Source organism: Enterococcus casseliflavus NBRC 100478, from assembly GCF_001544095.1.
Taxonomy (GTDB): domain Bacteria; phylum Bacillota; class Bacilli; order Lactobacillales; family Enterococcaceae; genus Enterococcus_D; species Enterococcus_D casseliflavus.
On sequence record NZ_BCPT01000005.1, the window covers coordinates 153,742 to 172,356 of the forward strand.

Here is an 18,615-nt window from a genome sequence, read left to right on the forward strand (position 1 = left end):
TTGATGCTGTTTCTTGCACAAAAACCAAGAGAGCTGTCCTAAAAAATATCTTCATAAAATGTGGATTAGAAAATGCATTTTTTCAACCTTGCCAGTGTTTAAAAAAAGTTGTACCAAAAAAGCTGGATTGCCTTCTATAGAGAAATCTTTTACGGCTTTCACTCAACTCCTCACATTCTTGTGTCATCTGAGCATCTATTATAATAGTAGAAAACGTTCCCCACCCAACTTCTTTGTATGGTGGAGAACGTTTTTCTACTTATTTGATTAGCGGATTTCTGCTTGAACTTTTTCTTCTAAGTTACGAGTAATTTTCGCTATTGCTTGATTGATCTCTTCATCCGTCAGGGTAGCTTCTGGATTGCTAAAGGTCAGGCTATACCCTAATGATTTTTTGCCTGCTTCGATGTTTTTCCCTTGATAAACATCGAATAAACGAATCGCACTTAAGAAGCGACCGGCACTTTCGCGAATGATCTCCATCACGGACTGGTTATCGATCGTTTCATCAAGCAAGAGTGCCATATCCCGCGTTACTGATGGGAACTTAGAAACTGGTTGATAAACCAATTGTTCTGTTTTCGCTGCTAACAGTTGATCTAAGTTCAATTCAGCAACATAGGTTTCACTCACTTCATAATCTTTGGCGATCGATGGGTGGACTTGTCCCAAGAAGCCGATTTCTTGGTCATCTAACAAGATCATTGCCGTACGGCCAGGATGCATCTCTTTGAGGGCTGCCGTTTTTTGATATCGAATACGGTCGGTTAATGCCAACGAATCAAATAGATTTTCTAAAATGCCTTTCAAATGGAAGAAATCAACTTTTTGAGCTTGGGTTTGCCAGTCTTTCTCATGGATATTTCCTGTCAAAGCTAGCCCTAAGTGATTGACTTCTGTTGGCAGCTCGTGCTTACTGTCGCCTGTTTGATAGAAGACGCGACCAATTTCATACAAAGCAACACGATTGTTTTTACGTGCCAAATTGTACGCAACGTCGTCTAACAAGCCTGAAATCAGATTCAACCGCAAGACGGCACGCTCTTCGGTCATTGGCCAATCCAATCGAGTCACTTGGCTCGATTTATCCGTAAATTGTTGTGCCTTCTCTTCAGTGGTCAAAGCATAGCTGATGGCTTCACTGACCCCGTTGCCTTCCAATAGTGTCCGAACTTCTCTAATCAGACGTTGAGTTTTGGTTAGATGACCGGCAACCGTTTCTCCTTGCGGTAAAGTCGATGGCAAACGATCATAACCGTAAATACGCGCCACTTCTTCAATGATATCTGCTTCGATCGTAATATCCCAACGACGAGGTGGGACAGAAACAATATAGCTGTCTGCTTCTTGACGATGACCAAAGCCTAATGCATCAAAGATTTCTTGCACTTCTTCATCAGTGATTTCTGTGCCTAAATAGCTATTGATTCGAGCTAAAGTGATTGTAACCTCCACAGGTTCTACAGCTACTTGGGAACCTATTACTGCCCCTTTTAAGACCGTTCCGCCAGCAAGTTTTGCAATCAGTGCTGCTGCTGCATCACAAGCTTTTGCAACCGTTGCTTGGTTGATCCCTTTTTCAAAACGAGCAGAGGACTCACTTCTTAAATTGAATTTCTTTGAGGTTAAACGAATCGCTAATGGATCGAACAACGCCGCTTCTAAAGCGACTGTGGTCGTTGTTTCCGTGATTTCAGAATCAAGCCCTCCCATGACGCCTGCGAGCGCAACGGGTGTCGTTCCGTTGGTGATAACGATGTCTTCTGATGAGAGCTGACGTGTTTCTCCATCTAAGGTAACCAGGCTTTCATTTTCTTTGCCGCGACGTACCAGTATTTCCTTGCTGTCTAGCTTTTGATAATCAAAAGCATGCAAAGGTTGGCCAAATAATAGTAAGATATAATTTGTCACGTCCACGACATTGTTGATTGGACGAATGCCTTCATTCATCAAGCGATTTTGCAGCCATTGTGGACTTGGGGCGATCGTTACACCATCAATGATTCGAATTTGGTAGGCGGGTGCATCGGTTGCTTCCGTGACCTTCACCTGAATTTTATCGGCAGCAGCTACTTCACTTTCATTAAGCGCAATTTCAGGAAACTTCGGTGTTTGCCGATAGATGGCACCGACTTCATAAGCAACCCCCCGCATGCTCAACGCATCCGCGCGGTTCGGAGTGATCGATAATTCGATAATGTGATCATCCATATCGAGATAAGGAAAAACCGGTGTTCCTACTTCTGCTTCTGCTGGTAAATAATAGATTCCTTCTGCGTATTCTTTGGGGATTACACTATCAGCATATCCCAATTCTTGCAATGAACAAATCATGCCGTTCGAAACTTCTCCCCGCATCTTGCCCTTTTTGATTTTTACATTGCCCGCGATTCGAGAGCCTGGTAATGCCACGATGACTTTGATGCCGCTTTTGACATTTGGTGCCCCACAAACGATTTGCGTGTCTTCTTCCTCACCAATATTTACTTGGCAAATCGATAGATGATCAGAATCTGGATGTGGTCGGCAGTCGGTCACTTCTCCGACAACGATTTTTTTTAAACCCTCTTCAGGCACGTCAATACCTTCGACTTCGATCCCGGTCACTGACATTTTGTCCGCCAGCTCTTTTGGTGTGATCTCAGACAGATCAAGGTATTCATTTAACCATTTGTACGATACTAACATTTATTGTTCCCCCTTGAACTGGCGAATGAAACGCACATCATTTTGATAGAATTGGCGAATGTCGTTTACGCCGTAGCGCAGCATTGCCACTCGATCAGGACCTAAACCAAAAGCAAATCCTGAATATTGGGTTGGATCGATCCCTGACATTTCTAAGACGTTAGGATGCACCATTCCAGCACCGAGGATCTCGATCCAGCCAGTTTGTTTACAAACGTTACAACCCGCCCCACCGCACTTGAAGCAGCTGACATCAACTTCGACCGATGGTTCAGTGAAAGGGAAATAGCTTGGTCGCAAGCGAATTTGGCGGTCTTCACCAAACATTTTTTGCATCATGACTTCTAAGGTTCCTTTTAAGTCACCCATCGTAATATTTTTATCGATCACCAAGCCTTCAATTTGATGGAATTGGTGGCTATGGGTCGCATCATCTGTGTCACGACGGAAAACTTTCCCTGGTGAGATCATCCGCAGCGGCCCTTTAGAAAAATCATGAGTCTCCATTGTTCGCGCTTGCACTGGTGACGTATGGGTCCGAATCAGCACTTCCTCTGAAATATAAAAAGTATCCTGCATGTCTCTGGCTGGATGATCTTTTGGCAGATTCATCCGTTCGAAATTGTAATGATCTTTTTCCACTTCGTAGCCTTCAACTACTTGGTAGCCCATACCAACAAAGATATCTTCGATTTCTTCCATGATTTGCGTTAGCACATGGCGTGTTCCTCGGTCCATCTTTTTACCAGGCAAAGTCACGTCGATGGATTCTTCAGCAAGGGCTTTTTCCAAGTTTGCTGCTTCGATAGACGATTTTGCTTCTTCGATCGCTTCTGTCAAGATATCACGAATCTCGTTGGCATAGCTCCCCACCTTCGGCCGTTCTTCCGCAGAAAGATCTTTCATCCCCCGTAGAACTTCAGTAATGGGACCTTTTTTTCCAAGCACTTCCACTCGAATCTGATTCAAGTCATTCATGGTTGGACTTTCTTTGATTTTAAGCAATGTCGTTTCCTTCAATGCTTCTAATTTTTCTTGTAAAGACATGTGTTTCCTCCTTCTATACAGTGAATAGTGTAAAAAACGATTTGACTGGAAAAAGTGACGATCTTTTGATAAAAAGACAAAAAAAGACGTCATCCCTAAAAAAAGGAACGACGTCTCGTGTTACCATCCTCATTCGCGGAAAGTTCCGCGCACTCACTTCGGCTAACGACAGCAACACTGCCGACTGATTGTTCTCAGCAAGCTCCAGAAGTGAAATTCATTTTTCGAATACAGGACTTGCTTTCAGTCTGTGACAAGTCTCCCTTTTTCTGATCCAGCCAAATTACTAGTTTCTATCAACGCTTTTTTTACTATTCATTTAAGCTTAGTTTACCTAATTTCCGTTGAGAAATCAACTGCATTCTTCCTCACGTACCCAGGTTTCTGCCCAACGCTTCACACTCATCATACTCTTTTCAAGAGCAATACCTCTTGGCGTCAAGCAGTAAAGATTGTTTTCTTTGCAGACAATTTCTTCCCGCTCTAATTCTTTCAAGCGTTCGACTAACACCCGATCACTCACTTGAGGAATCTTGTTTGCTAACTCAACAAATCTTTGTTTGCCGTCTTCAAGAAGGACATCAATGATCAAGCCGTTCCACTTTTTGCCTAAAATAGAAAAAGCTTTTTCAAATTTAGGACAAAGGGCATAATCCGATTCTACTTTTATCATTCTCCATCACCTCTTTTACCTATTATAGCATATGACTTACGAAATGTAAGAAACTAGGATCGATCAGCTAGAATGCCACGATCATCTTAGGTTTTAACAGCACTAAATAGGTCTGTTTCACTGGTTTGTTCAATGCTTTCTCCAATGCTTGGCAATAGAGTTTTAATTGACCATAATATCGTTCGCGCATTTTCTGTTCAATCTGAGCCTGACTGCCGAACACATCATCTGTTTTAAAGTCATACAAAATGATTTCATCCGCCAATTCAATATAGCCGTCAATAATACCATGGATCAAAAGTGGCGCATCTGGTTCGTCAAACCCTTCAAAGATCGTATCGGTCTCTTTTAGCATCGAAAACGGCTGCTCCCGCTTCACCACATCAGAGGATTGGTTCAGCAGTTCACCTAGTTCAGTTTGATAAAACCACAAAATACTCGATCGGTCAATTTTTTTGGCGATTTCTTCAGAAAAAAATTGCTTTTTCACGAGTTCAGCAATCAGGAGCGCCAAAGTATCTTGTGTTGGCTTCATTCCTAAGGGGATCATTTGCAAAACCGTATGTGTTGCGGTTCCGATACTGCTGGCGAGAGGCTTCGTTTCTTGCAGAAATTTGGGTTTCGCCAATTCATCTTGTACGTAGCGATATTGCTGAGGATTCGTCTTCTCGGAAACCGACCGCCATTCCAACAAAGTGGTCTGTTGATCATCAGGATCGTTATAGAGTCTTTTCAATTCTGAAACAGATTGATAACTAGTCGTTTGGGTCGCTTTTTGATAAGGATAGCGATAGGCTAGGCGTTTCAAAAGATCATCGATATTGCTATCTGGCGCAATCAATCGTTTAGGCTCCTCGACTGGCGCAAGGGTCTCTTGGACTTCTTGCGTGATCGTTTCTTGATTCCACCATGATAGACGAAAATGAGCAGGATGATCGATCGTCCGCTTGCGCTCTGACGCTTCGGAGAATACTGCTTCCATATCTGGATGGCGCATCAGTGTCCGTCCGACCCAATCCATCAAGCTCCCCCGAGCAACAAGGCGCAACGCTGGATCAAGAACCATCTCGGATTGTGTCAAGCCAGATTGCCACGTCTTAAAGGCATCCGCTTGATTTTTATAGGAGCCTACTAAGAAAAGCTTCTGCTCTGCTCGTGTCAATGCTACGTATAATTTTCGCATCTCTTCTGACAAGGCTTTTTTCAAACGAACTTGCTTGATGGCTTGAAACGGCAGTGTTTCAAATTTAAGGTTTTCTGCGGGTTCCACATATTGGATCCCAGCCCCCAGCTGTTCTTCAAAGATATAGCGTTTTTGAAAATCTTGGTAATTAAAGAATTTTGTTGTATCCAATAAGAAGACTACAGGAAATTCCAAACCTTTACTTGCATGGACGGTCATCACACGAACTGCATCTTCTACTGGTGTAGCTAATGGCTCTGCCAAGTCCTTGTTTTTTTCTTGCATTTTTTCGATGAAGCGAATGAATTGGTACAACCCACGGAAACTGCTCTTTTCATATTTCTCCGCTCTGTGGACCAATGCCGCTAAATTGGCATAGCGCTGCTGACCTGCAGGCAGTCCCACGACATAATCCAAATAGGCAGTATCTTCATAGATTTGCCAAAGCAAGGTTGGGATTGGTAATCGTCGTGCTTCCTCTCGCCATTGTTCCAGTTTTGTTAAAAATCCATCCACCGTTTCCCACAAGGGTGACGCTTCTTGTTGCCCATGGTAATCCAATACTGCATCGTAGTAGTCGCTGGAACGATTCGCTAAACGGATCTCAGCCAATTGATCTTCTGTTAGGCCGACGATTGGCGAACGCAAAACGGCCACAAGTGGGATATCTTGGTACGGGTTATCAATGATCTGCAGCAAAGAAACGACGGTTTGGATCTCCGTTGCCTGAAAATAGTTTTGAGCATCATTGACCGCCATCGGAATCCCAAACTGCTTAAAGACATCTAAAATGACAAGATTGTTTTTACGTGTGGGGGTCAATAAGACGATGTCATTGTAAGTGATTGGTCGATTTGTTTTAGCTTTTTTGTCATAGATCATGAATTTTGATTCAATCAACTCTCGAATCTTCAAGGCAGTGATCTGCATTTCACCTTCTGTTTTGTCATCGATCAATTGTTCTTCGGATTCATGCTCTTTTTCATATAACAAGAGCTCTGTGGCAAAGGCCTCGCTTTCTGGAAAATCAGGAAAACCGGTAATCAAGGCTGCCGCCTCATCGTAAGGGATTTGTCCAACCCTTTCATCCATCAGTTGTTGAAAAACTAGATTCGTAAAATCCAATACATCGGAACGAGAACGGAAATTTTCTGCTAAGACGATTCTTCGCCCACCATTCTCTGTTTCAAATGCCAAGTATTTTTCGATAAATAGCGTCGGATCTGCTAGTCGAAACGAATAGATCGACTGCTTCACATCCCCCACCATAAACATATTGCCAGGGTTATGATCGACTTGTCTGACCCAATATAAAATTGCCTCTTGCAGCCGATTGACGTCTTGGTATTCATCGACTAAAACTTCTTCAAAGCGATCACGATAATAGGTCGACGCCTCACTTCCACTGCCATCTCCTTGTAAAATCTGCAAGGTGAAATGTTCCAAATCATTAAAGTCTAAACGGCCTTTTGAAAGCTTTCTTTCTTGAAATGCTTTCATAAATGCTTCGGTCATCGCTGCCATTTTTTCAACGACAGGTGCTGATCGATGAAGCAGCTCCATCATTTCAGCTGGTGGATACGGGAAGGTGGCTTTCAATTGCTCGACCAATTTTTTCGCATCATCGCGTAAGGGCTTGATTTCTTGGGACAATTCCTTTTGTTCTGGTTTGCGAAAAGCTGGGTAACGACCAAAACGCAATGTTTGGATCTGCTCATAGAATCCATCGACATCGTCTGCATCCAGCAGAGCCTTTAAGGTTTCCACCATGCCCAATTCGGTATCGATCAACTGTGCTGCTTTTTCCATCGCTTCATCAGAACGGGCATAGTCTTGCGCCGCCTGCAGCAAATGCGCCGCTGTCTTCAAATTTTCTTGCAAACTCGGTTTGATTTGCGATTGATACAGGGTATTTTCAGCAAAGGTTTCTTTGCCGATATAGTGATCACTTAGATGGGCTAACCAGTTGACTGGATCTGGATTGGCTCGGGCAAAGTCATAAAGAGACAGGATCAGATCCCCGACGCCTTCATCAGAACGATCACTTGAAAAATTTTCCGTCAAACGAAAGAAGGCTTCATCATTGGCTTCATATTGTTGATCTCTCAGCTGTGTCCATATTTCTTCTTTCATCAATAAAATTTCGGTTTCATCGGTCATCATGCGGAAATTGGGATCTAAATCGATCAAATAATAAAAACGCCGAATCACAGTTAAACAAAACGCATGCAAGGTAGAAATGTTAGCTGTCGGCAACAGCTGCAGCTGACGAACGAAGTGCTGGCGCTTTTGCTCGTCACTTTCTTGATTGATGGCCTGTTGCAATGCCACTTGAATCCGTTCTTTCATTTCTCGAGCAGCTGCTTCGGTAAAGGTTACGATCAGTAAAGAATCGATCGTCGTTCCTGCTTTTAGCTTTTCGATCACTCGCCGAACCAAAACGGTGGTTTTGCCTGAACCCGCTGAAGCGGAAACGAGGATATTATCCCCTTTATCAAAAATGGCTTGCCATTGGGTATCCGTAAAGGTTTCATTTTGCGGTTTTAAAGGGATCTTACTCATCTTCTTCCTCCCTTAAGCGATGGATAATCTCATCTTTAGATAAGTTTTCTAAACGGTGGTACTCATTTTCTTTCAACAATACATCAAAGTCACAGATGCTGCGAAACGGACAAAATTCACACGCCCGTTTTTTGTCTTTTATTTTATAAGACGGGTTTAAGGCGATTTCACCGCTCAACAGCTTCTCACCGCTTTGCTGCATGTTTTTACGATTGTGTTTTCTTAACAGTTCAAGCTCTTCTTCTGTATAAAACTTGTTTTTCGCCTGCGTTGTTTTTTGATAATTGCCGTTTTTGTCTTTTCGAACAGGGAATATCGGTGAATTTTTGCTGGCTTCAACATCCTCATCTAGCAACGGGAAAACAGCCGGTTCGTCAATAAACAACCCATCATACTTGAAACGTTTTAAACGTTCTTCTTCACTGGCTTCTTGTCCGTCCAAAAGCGGATTATGCACATGCAGATAATAAGCCCCCGCTGGTCGCACATTTGGCGAACCAACCAGTTGGACAGCATCCGTCAATGCGACATCGAGATAGGTGATCAACTGCATCGCAAGTCCGTAGTATGCTTCAGAAAGGTCAAAATCTCGGCTGCTAGATTTATAGTCAACAACAGAAAGCCATTGTTCTTCTTCCGTTTTCGCCGTATCGACACGATCGATCTTCCCCCGCACATGCAGTTTCCCGCCAGAACTTAATGGCAATTCGATCCCATTGATCCCATTTGAGCCAGCGATCTGACCGAATAGCACCTCCGTCTTTTCAGGACTAAAATGCATTTTTTGTCCTTGTTTCGCTAATGCCCACGCTACTCGCTGAATCGTCTTGCCTAATTGATACCGAATAAAATTCATCCGAGCAGAGCTCGTCAGTAAGCGATAACGGCTTTCGCCAAAAATTTCCTGCAAAACGACTTCCACAAATTGCACGCGTTGGTCAGCAGTTAACTGGGTCAAGGAAATATTTTCAGCAATCAGGACTTTGACAAAGCGGTCCAACGCATCATGGAAAAACTCACCTGTCATTGCTGGATTTAAGCCATAAACTTCCCGTTCTTTTAACCGTAATCCGTAGCTGACGAAATACTTGTATTCACACTGATAGAACGTCTCCATCTGAGAAATGGAACTGTAGATCGACGGTCCATATAGTGCCGCAGCTTGTGCTTGAGACAAAGGAATCGGAATATTTTGATGGGTTTGGCTTTCAAATACTTGGGCAGCTAAATCTGTCCATTCCGAACGCAGCAGTGCTTGTTTCAGCTGCTCCCAAACCCTAGGCAAATTCTCTTTGTTTTTTTGCGCTTGCTGACTGAGGTTATTGATTTGATAGATCAGGCCACGGTAACTGCCGACATAGTTTCTTGGATCGCTGACTAGCGTCAATATCCCTCGCTCTTGCAGTGGGACATCCAAACGTTTGACCACGCGATCTAAATAAGGCGACATTTTGATGTTTTGCTGGGTATCAAAATTAACGGCATAGGACAGTGATAAGTGTTCCGTTGCTGAAAGCAAGACAGAATAAAAGGCAAATGGCTCCTTGACACTGCCTTCCACCACTGTATCTCTAAGATATTTTTCACCATTGAACAACTGATTGAAATGCTGACGTTCTTCATTCGTCAACAACGTTTTGTTCTCTATTTTTCTTGGCAACGCCGTTTCATTCAATCCCGGTGCAAATGTGATCTTTGCTTGCTTTGGACGTGCCAGATCAAGGCGATTGATGTTGACTTGGTCGATCGCTGTTGGGATCTTCCCGAATGTGACATTTTCTAAGCCAGTCAATAAGACATCCTCAAAGAGCCCAAAATCAAAGGACTCTTCCCCATAGATCGCAGCATATTCATCCAGCAAATCCATCAAGGCTTGCCATGCTTGTTCATGATTACGGGCTTGATCCAACTTCCCTTGCTGGATCGCTTGATCTCGCCAATGCCGCAGTTGTTCTTCAACACCGGCATTCAGTAAAAAGCGATACAGCAGTTCGACCGCATCGCGGTTCGTTCTAGCAGCCGTCAGCCAGTCTAGAGTATCAGCAACATCTTGTTTAAAGGCCCTGCGCAACTGGTTGGTATACGCTGTCAAATCCACTTTATCCGTCTGCTCTTCTTCCGATTGTAAATACTCGATCAGTTCCCAATCTTCGTTTCTCGTCCAACTCGCTCCTTGGAAATCATGAGCCAACGCTTTGTTCTCGGTAATATCCACCAACTTACGAAACTGGTCACGCCCAACGAGCCAATCTGCTTCGGAGCGATAGGCTGCCGGTAAGTAAAGTTCCGTTCTAAGCAACCGTAAAATATCATTTAAGCGAAAGCCATAGGATTGACAAGCAAAAAAAGCATTCAAAAACTCAACCAATGGATGTTGCGCCATCATCTGCTCTTCATCGATATAAAAAGGAATCTCAAACTCAGTAAAAATTTTAGGGATATATTGATGATAGATTTCTGGTTCGGCGATCAATAATTGGATCTCTCGGTATCGTAATGTTGGGTACCGTTTCTTATCGCTCATCATCCCACGGATCGACGCTGCAATCTGACGGATCTCTTCTTCTGGATTCCCAACTTTCCAAATTGCCAGAAAGTCCTTCACAGAGGACTGTTGCTGATAGTTGACTTGTGACTGAGTCTGCCGCCAAAATGTTTCAATTTCATTATACGCCTGTTGCATCGATCCCTTCGCTTCCTTGTCTACCTCTTGGTTGACCGAAAGTTTCTGATCCAAATAAATCGGCACTTGATTTTCTCGGGCAAAACTGATCAATTGATAATAGGTTCGCCCTGCTTCATAAAACAAATTTAACGGTGAAGGCAGCTCTTGTGGATACCCACGATCCAGAAAAAGATCAATAATGACATGACTTTTTTTCATCAACACTTGAATCAGCTGCTGTTCCTGTGTTGAAAAAGCGGAAAACCCACTGATAATAAATAAGGCATGGGAAAGATCTGGTGCTTTGTTCATTGACACCGCGTTAGGCATTGCTTGCTCCACTGGAGAATCATCCAGCAAGGAACCTTCAAGAAAGCGTGTCAACAAGGTGATCGGTTGTTCGACTTGTAATGCACGCTCCAGAAGTTCTTGTTCAAATCGTTGAAATATTTTCGCTAATTCACTGTATTTTTTCTCCTCGTCTTGGGTTGCGCTTGGTGCAGCACCACCTGCCAATAAATCTTCGATCCCCAATCGACTTGTATGCATTTCTTGATAGAACGCCAACAATTGCTGGATAAAACCCGCTTTGTTGATCTCACCACGGTATAAGACGAGTTCTTCTTCTAGTTCCAAAAGCAGCTTACGCATGATCATGGAGGCACCATTTTCAGTGATGGCATTTTGAGAAAGCAAGCCGGTTTGCTGCAAATAAAACCAAGCCAAACGGTGAAAACTATACACTTGCGCGCGAATAGAAGCAAAATCTTCTACGCGATCCTCTTTCAGTAATTGAAGGATCTCACGCTCTCGTTCAAATTTGTTGTAGTTAGGTACCAGAAAAAATACTTCTTGATGGTCTTTTTCTAACCAACTTTTTGCATTTTCTATCACTGCTTGATCATGACGACAACGGCCATCGCCAAGGATAAATCGTAAACTCATGAAAGGACTCCTTCTCTCCATCGTCTTTTAAAAAAAACACTAAAATTCAGCGATACGCTTCTTCAAATGCGTCTTTGTTTTAAAAGAATCTCCTTAAAAACAAAAAAACGGTCGCAGAATTTCACTCTTTGCCTAGCATACCAAAATCGGCAATTGGCCAGAATACAAATTTTACATCACCCAAAATCGTTGCTTCATCGATCAAACCTAATTGACGACTATCCTTGGAAATTCGGCGGTTATCCCCTAACACTAAAATTTGACCTTCAGGAATGACTTCAACACCAAATAACCCCATATCAAAATCACTGGTCAATGGAAAGCCATCTGTGACAGCTGCTTTGAATTCATCCAAGTAGGGTTCATCATATGCTTGTCCATTGATATAAAGGGTATCGTTTTGATAGGAAACCTGATCGCCAGGTAAACCGATCACTCGTTTGATATAGTTTTTGCCTGCTTCATCCGGTGCTTCAAACGTTATGATATCGAAACGTTCGATCTCGGTATTTTTCAAAGCAATCACCCGCTCACCATCATGTAATGTGGGGTCCATCGAATCTCCTTTTACGATCACAGGAGTAAAGACATACTGTCTTAATAACAAGAGGAATAAAGTGAAGATCACGACAAATCCTACTGTTTTTAAAAGCTCTTTTACTTGTTGCACGCGTCCCTCACTCCTTGAATATTTTACTATATTTTTCAAGAATCGAACAAACATTCTTATTTTTCTATTCTACCATAAAATGATAGGAGCAGGACATTTCCCCTTTGGTTCTTTACAAAAATTTGGAGAATCAAGAGACTTGCATATGAATTGTCATCCTTTCTGATCCGTGCTAGGGTTAAATAAGAACCCATTATTGAAAGGAAGTGCCAAGATGAACCAACAGTTACCACAAGTACCAACAAAGTTATTGATTAACGGAAAATGGCTTGAAGGAACAAAAGAGTCAGTTTCGGTTACCAATCCTGCCACTAATGAAGAACTCGTAAAAGTCAGTCAAGGAGGGATCGAGGAAACCAAGCAAGCAATCGATGCCGCAGCGATTGCTTTTCCCGAATGGTCAAAACGCTCCCCTCGAGAACGTGCCGATTTGATGAACGTCATTGCTGATTTGATGGAGGAAGAAAGCGATCGTTTAGCAAAAATCATGAGTATGGAACAAGGAAAACCATTAAAAGAAGCGGAGGCAGAAATCCAATCCAACGTTGACAATTTCCGTTGGAATGCAGCTGAAGCGCAACGGGTCTATGGCGAAGTGATTCCAGCCCCTGAACACAATCATTGGCTGGTACGCAAAGAAGCGATCGGGGTTGTTGGCGCGATCACACCTTGGAACTTTCCTTCTAACATGATTGCAAGAAAAATTGCACCTGCTATGGCCGTTGGCTGTACCCTTGTTATGAAACCATCAAAAGAAACCCCACTATCCGCATTAGCTTTAGGCGAGCTTTTTCAACAAGCAGGACTTCCAGACGGGGTCGTCAATATCGTCTTAGGTGATTCTTCTGAGATTGGGAAAGAATTGACCGAAAATGAACAAGTCAAAAAAATCACCTTTACCGGCTCCACGAAAGTTGGGATGAAATTATATGAACAAGCAGCACCAACTCTGAAAAAAGTTTCATTGGAGTTAGGTGGTCATGCCCCGTTTCTTGTTTTTGCTGATGCTGATTTAGATTTAGCTGCTGAAAAATTAATTGCAGCAAAATTCCGCAACAACGGTCAGGTCTGTACATCCCCCAATCGAATTTTTGTCGAAGAGTCCGCCAAAGACGCCTTTACCAAAACATTACTAGCGAAAATGGAAACCGTAACGGTCGGCAATGGTCTGGAAAACCCTACTGTTGGTCCTTTGATCAACCAAGCAGGCGTTGAAAAAGTCATCGAGCAGTTGGAAGATGCGGTAAATAAAGGAGCTAAAGTTTTACTCGGTGGTAAAAAGCTTACTGAAGGTGAATACGAAAAAGGCAACTTCTTCGCACCAACGGTCATCGATGGGATTACTTCTGAGATGGCTATCTACTACGAAGAAACCTTTGGACCTGTGATTCCATTGATCTCATTTACGGATCGACAAGCAGTCATCGCTGCGGCAAATGATACGGAATTTGGACTAGCTTCCTACTTCTTTTCAACGAATTTGCAAACGATCTCGAATGTAGCCCAAAACCTCCAATATGGGATGGTTGGGGTCAATGACATTGCGATCTCAAATCCGGCGGCTCCCTTCGGCGGCGTCAAGCATTCCGGTTTTGGTCGTGAAAACGGCAAATATGGCCCTGAAGAATACGTGACCGTTAAATTCATTGCTATCGATGCCCAATAAGAAAAAGTCAGGTGCGTTTGCCTGACTTTTTGACGTCCCAAGCATTTTCTTTTACTAACATTAAGTAAGAATGTATACTTCACTCTATGACAATAGAAAAGGTGGGAATACGATGACAAAATTTCTTGAGACAATCAAACAGCGCCGCTCAATCTATGGGCTAGGTAAAAATGTGGCTCTTTCCGACACTGAAATCGAAGACATTGTGAAAGAAGCAGTGAAAAATAGTCCAACTGCGTTTAACGCACAATCACCAAGAGCCGTGATTTTATTTGGCGAAGCCCACGAAAAATTGTGGACATTAACAGAGGCTGCGATAGAACCATTGACACCACCCGAAGCGTTTGAAGCGACAAAACAAAAACTTGCTGGTTTTAAAGCGGGTTACGGAACCGTTCTATTCTTTATTCACACGGATACCGTGAAAAATTTGCAAGAGCAATTTGCTCTATACGCAGAGAACTTTCCCGTTTGGGCAGAACAATCGAATGGGATCGCTCAAGCGAACGCTTGGACCGCTTTAGAAGAAGCTGGATTAGGTGCCAACTTACAGCATTACAACCCTGTCATCGATGACGCTGTTGCAGCTGAATGGTCAATTCCTGAAAATTGGCAACTACGGGCGCAACTAGTCTTTGGTTCAAAAGAAAGCGAACCGAACGAAAAAGAATTTCTAAGTGACGATGAGCGCTTCCGCGTGTTCCATTAATCAATTTTCGACCTAAAAAAAGACCCTTGATTACGCCTTAAACTGGCAGTAATCGAGGGTCTTTTAGTCCTTTGTTCCTTGATCATGATCGACTAAAATATCGATCGGTGTCCCTTCATTCAAGTGTTCTGACAAGAAAACAACCAATTCTGCTAATGGCTGCTTGAATTTCATTAATGGGCCTCTCATCCCTCTTCGAAAATAGTTCATCTTGATGGGCTGCCCTTCCTTTTCTTGAAATAAAACGACTCGATCGATCTCTTGGTAGAGTACCCCTTTGATACTCATTGGATGGACAATGATTCGATCAAGTGCTAAGCCGCGGCTATCTAAAACAAAGCTCAAAAAGACCAAACCCGAAACGATCCCTCGCACCCGATTATCAAGTGCCTCTTCCATCATCACCATAGATAGGATAATCATTACTGAAAAAATCGTAATGGCGACCTTGCTTAGTTTGCGCTCCACAGCAAGAAATTGAATGTCTTTCCGTACCACGAATAAATAAAGGTATAAAACGATCGTAAAGGCACACATAACTAGCGTTAACCCACTCATAATACTCTCCGTTCTGTTTTCTTTTCCTTATTCTACCAAAAAACCATCTGATACAAAAGGCTTAGCCTATTTCGTAGGTTTTTTGATATCTATTTTAACAAGAATTCGGTACAATAGGAAAAAAAGGAGGAATTATCATGAATGCATTTTTTGATAAATTACAACGCTATGATTTACTTCGTGCCGTCGTATATATCGTCTTTGGCTTCATCATCTTGATTGCACCACGATCTGTCTTCAACACGATCGTTTATCTTGTTGCCGGGTATATTGCATGTTTAGGGATCATTAGCTTGTATACGAGCTACAAAGAAAAACAAAAGGGCTATCGCAATGTGCAATCCGTCTCTGGTATCTTACTGTTGATTGCGGCAGCTGCGATTTTAGTTTTTGCCAAAGGATTACTTGCCATCGTGCCATTTTTCTTAGGAATCATGATCACCATCAGCGGTTGCACCCGATTGATGGCAAGCTTTAACCAAAAACGCATTGGTTTACCTTATATCACTAGCTTGATCATCAGTCTATTGATCATTGCTGCAGGGATCATCCTAGTATTGAATCCCTTCGCCACTTGGTTATTATTCTTCCAAATTTTTGGCGGGATCTTGATTTTCATGGGTGCCTCCGATGCGGTCAACCATTTTCAACGAAAAAGAGCCTAATAAATGAGAATGTTTTAAAATTTCCTACGAATCTAACATCTACATGTAGACTTTTCCCGCTATTCCTTTTAAAATAGGAGATATCAAACAGTCAGTCCATTGACACGCGGGAGGTGCGACATGAAGAAAATCAAGCAAGCAGCAAAACATCCAAACGATGTACCGGTAATTTTTTTGACCGATGCAACTGGCAAAGTCGTACGAAAAATCTCGATCAATGAGTGGCGTGCGCTTAAAGCAACCCCTGACCAGATCGAAGAACTTGATATCAAATTGTATCGTGAAGCAATCAGTTTTTATCTTCAAGAAGACTACGCAAAAGCAAAAGATCTCTTGCATTTCTTGATCAACAAAACAGACTATAGTCATTATGAATACGTGGAACGACTAGCAAATATCTACCGCATCGAAAACCGTCCCGCTAAAGAAAAAGACCTGTTACTGACTGCTTATCATGCAATCAAACCGTTGGATTCCTCTGAAGGGATTTTAAGAAGGATCGAAAATCGATTGCAAAAAATCGATGCCTTTGATTTTCCAACTTCGACACAATTCAGTCATTAAAAAAGCAGCTATCCTTCGATAGCCGCTTTTTTTTATGCATCTGGCAGTTTGCGCAAAAGGCGCAACCCGTTAAACAATACAATCAACGTACTTCCTTCATGGGCAAATACCCCCAGTCCAATATTCATTTTTCCAAATAGATTCAACCCGACTAGTAATGCGACGATAAACATGGAGAAGAAAATATTTTGCCAAATGATTCGATCCATTTTCTTCGCTAAGCGATAGGCATACGCGAAGCGTGAAAGATCATTTTTCATGATCACGGCGTCCCCCACTTCGATAGCAACATCTGACCCTTCCCCCATCGCAAAACCGATGTCTGCCTGAACAAGTGCGGGCGCATCATTGATGCCATCCCCCACCATGGCGGTTTGTCCGTAGGCTTCTTGGAGTGCTCGAACCGCTTCCGCTTTGTTCTCAGGTAACACATTAGCCGCCACTTGATCAACGTTTAGCCGCTTTCCGATGGCTTCCCCAGCAGACGCACTATCTCCGGTGATCATAACGGTATGGATCCCTTCATTTTTTAAATAACGAATCACAGAAGCTGCCTGTTCGTTCGGCTCATCCATCAAAGCGATGATTGCGACAACCTCTTCATTGATGGAAAAAATGACCATCGTTTTTCCTTGCGCTTCCAGGTGACGGTACTGTTGATCCAACGAACCTGTTAACTGGGAGTTTTCGGTTCTTTTTCCTAATCGATAGGTTTTTGTTCCTGAGACGGCTACTAAACCGGAACCAATCTCATTCGTAACCGTCAGCTGTTCGCTTTGCAGCCCTTTATTGTTCTTCTCAAAATAAGTAACGATCGCATCTGCCAATGGATGATTGGCTTGTTTTTCCAGCGAAACGATGATGGAAGCGGCCTCTGCTTGATCGATGGCTTCAGCGAAAATGACATCCGTGACCGTTGGTTTTCCGACGGTCAACGTGCCCGTTTTGTCAAATGCCACCGCTTTGATCTGAGCAAAATTCGTTAAGTAGTTGCTGCCTTTAAAAAGAATCCCTTTTTTCGCTAGATTTGAAATCGCAGATAAACTAGCAGGTACGGCACTTGCCGCTAACGCACAAGGAGACGCTGCAATCATCATCACGATCCCGCGATAAAAACTGGTATACCAATCCCAACCAAGTAGAAACGGTGCTGTTAAGATGAACAAAGGGACTGCAATGAAAACAATCGTTACATAGATTGGTTCGATTTTTTTGATTCGTGTTTCTGTTGGTGATTGATTCGACTGTGCCGCTTCAACGACTGAAAGAATTTTGGCAAAGACCGTTTCCGAGCTGTCTTTTGTGACTTCCATTAAAAATGTTCCATTGCCATTGATGGTACTGCCATAAACTTCGTCTCCCGCTGTTTTCTCTCGCGGTATACTCTCGCCATTGATGGAAGCTTCGTTGATAGCACTCGTGCCAGAAAGAATCACCCCATCTGTTGCTAACTGATCGCCAGGCAAAACTTGTAAAATATCTCCTTTTTTTATCTCTGAAGCAGCAATTTTTTTGGCTTTCCCATCTGGGCCCATCAAACGTGCTTCCGTTGGATTCAATTTGAGAAGATTGGTGATTTCTCGTCGGCTTTGCCCTTCCGCGTATTCTTCTAAAAAGTGAGCACCAGCAAAAATCAAAATCAGTAAGGCTGCCTCATTAAAATTGCCTATGATCATTGACCCTATCGCTGCTAATAACATCAATAGATGTACATTTGGCGTAAAGCGCCGATTGATTCTTGTGCTTTTTACGGTATCCTCGATCCCTTCCCACGAAATGTGGTAGCCCGCTAATAAAACTGCAGCAAAATAAACCCCGTCTTTTACCCATTGATTCGAAATAAACAGCGCCACTATAAAGAAGATTACCCCCGCGAAGTAAACCTTACGAGGAAACGTCCCATGATCATGGGTATGCGTATGTCCCTTTGTTTTTGTGTGCTCGTGTTGACAAGTATGTTCAGCCATCATCAAAACCTCCTCTATTCCATCGAACATATGAACGATCAATCATGTTTATA

General features: G+C 42.8%; 12 protein-coding genes. 4 read left to right on the top strand and 8 right to left on the bottom strand.

Going from position 1 to position 18,615, the window contains the following annotated elements; translation table 11 throughout:
* Positions 1-267: 267 nt before the first annotated feature.
* The 6 genes from pheT to lepB form a co-directional block, all read right to left on the bottom strand.
* Entirely contained in the window at positions 268-2,688 is a 2,421-nt protein-coding gene (gene pheT, locus ECA1_RS06190; protein ID WP_060791967.1) for a phenylalanine--tRNA ligase subunit beta, read from the bottom strand.
* Positions 2,689-3,735, bottom strand: a complete 1,047-nt coding sequence (gene pheS, locus ECA1_RS06195) for a phenylalanine--tRNA ligase subunit alpha (RefSeq protein ID WP_005226191.1) — start codon at positions 3,733-3,735, stop codon at positions 2,689-2,691.
* Positions 3,736-4,087: 352 nt separating this feature from the next.
* The gene (locus ECA1_RS06200; protein ID WP_005226192.1) at positions 4,088-4,408 is read right to left on the bottom strand and encodes a winged helix-turn-helix transcriptional regulator; all 321 of its coding nucleotides are present in this window, start codon (positions 4,406-4,408) and stop codon (positions 4,088-4,090) included.
* Positions 4,409-4,475: 67 nt separating this feature from the next.
* Complete coding sequence (addA, locus tag ECA1_RS06205; RefSeq protein ID WP_060791968.1) at positions 4,476-8,153, bottom strand: helicase-exonuclease AddAB subunit AddA; 3,678 nt, start codon at positions 8,151-8,153, stop codon at positions 4,476-4,478.
* Positions 8,146-11,763 carry a PD-(D/E)XK nuclease family protein gene (locus tag ECA1_RS06210; protein ID WP_060791969.1) on the bottom strand — a complete coding sequence of 1,206 codons (3,618 nt, stop codon included), beginning with the start codon at positions 11,761-11,763 and terminating at the stop codon, positions 8,146-8,148. The genes addA and ECA1_RS06210 overlap by 8 nt, the downstream gene beginning before the upstream one ends.
* 121 nt (positions 11,764-11,884) lie before the next feature.
* Complete coding sequence (lepB, locus tag ECA1_RS06215; protein WP_005226195.1) at positions 11,885-12,433, bottom strand: signal peptidase I; 549 nt, start codon at positions 12,431-12,433, stop codon at positions 11,885-11,887.
* Between the two features lie 214 nt (positions 12,434-12,647).
* Between lepB and ECA1_RS06220 the strand changes: the two genes are divergently transcribed.
* Complete coding sequence (locus ECA1_RS06220; protein WP_060791970.1) at positions 12,648-14,099, top strand: NAD-dependent succinate-semialdehyde dehydrogenase; 1,452 nt, start codon at positions 12,648-12,650, stop codon at positions 14,097-14,099.
* 112 nt (positions 14,100-14,211) lie between these two features.
* Positions 14,212-14,808 carry a nitroreductase family protein gene (locus ECA1_RS06225; protein ID WP_060791971.1) on the top strand — a complete coding sequence of 199 codons (597 nt, stop codon included), beginning with the start codon at positions 14,212-14,214 and terminating at the stop codon, positions 14,806-14,808.
* Positions 14,809-14,871: 63 nt separating this feature from the next.
* Here ECA1_RS06225 and ECA1_RS06230 read toward each other — a convergent pair whose 3' ends face one another.
* Positions 14,872-15,366 (bottom strand): hypothetical protein, encoded by a 495-nt coding sequence (locus ECA1_RS06230; protein ID WP_005226198.1) that lies wholly within the window; start codon positions 15,364-15,366, stop codon positions 14,872-14,874.
* A 137-nt stretch (positions 15,367-15,503) separates the two neighbouring features.
* Between ECA1_RS06230 and ECA1_RS06235 the strand changes: the two genes are divergently transcribed.
* Positions 15,504-16,031, top strand: coding sequence for an HdeD family acid-resistance protein (locus tag ECA1_RS06235; protein ID WP_005226199.1), 528 nt, complete (start codon positions 15,504-15,506; stop codon positions 16,029-16,031).
* A gap of 120 nt (positions 16,032-16,151) precedes the next feature.
* Positions 16,152-16,595, top strand: a complete 444-nt coding sequence (locus ECA1_RS06240; RefSeq protein ID WP_016609260.1) for a hypothetical protein — start codon at positions 16,152-16,154, stop codon at positions 16,593-16,595.
* 32 nt (positions 16,596-16,627) lie between these two features.
* On the opposite strand, the gene ECA1_RS06245 is transcribed toward ECA1_RS06240, so the two are convergent.
* Positions 16,628-18,562 carry a heavy metal translocating P-type ATPase gene (locus tag ECA1_RS06245; RefSeq protein ID WP_060791972.1) on the bottom strand — a complete coding sequence of 645 codons (1,935 nt, stop codon included), beginning with the start codon at positions 18,560-18,562 and terminating at the stop codon, positions 16,628-16,630.
* Between the last annotated feature and the right edge of the window lie 53 nt (positions 18,563-18,615).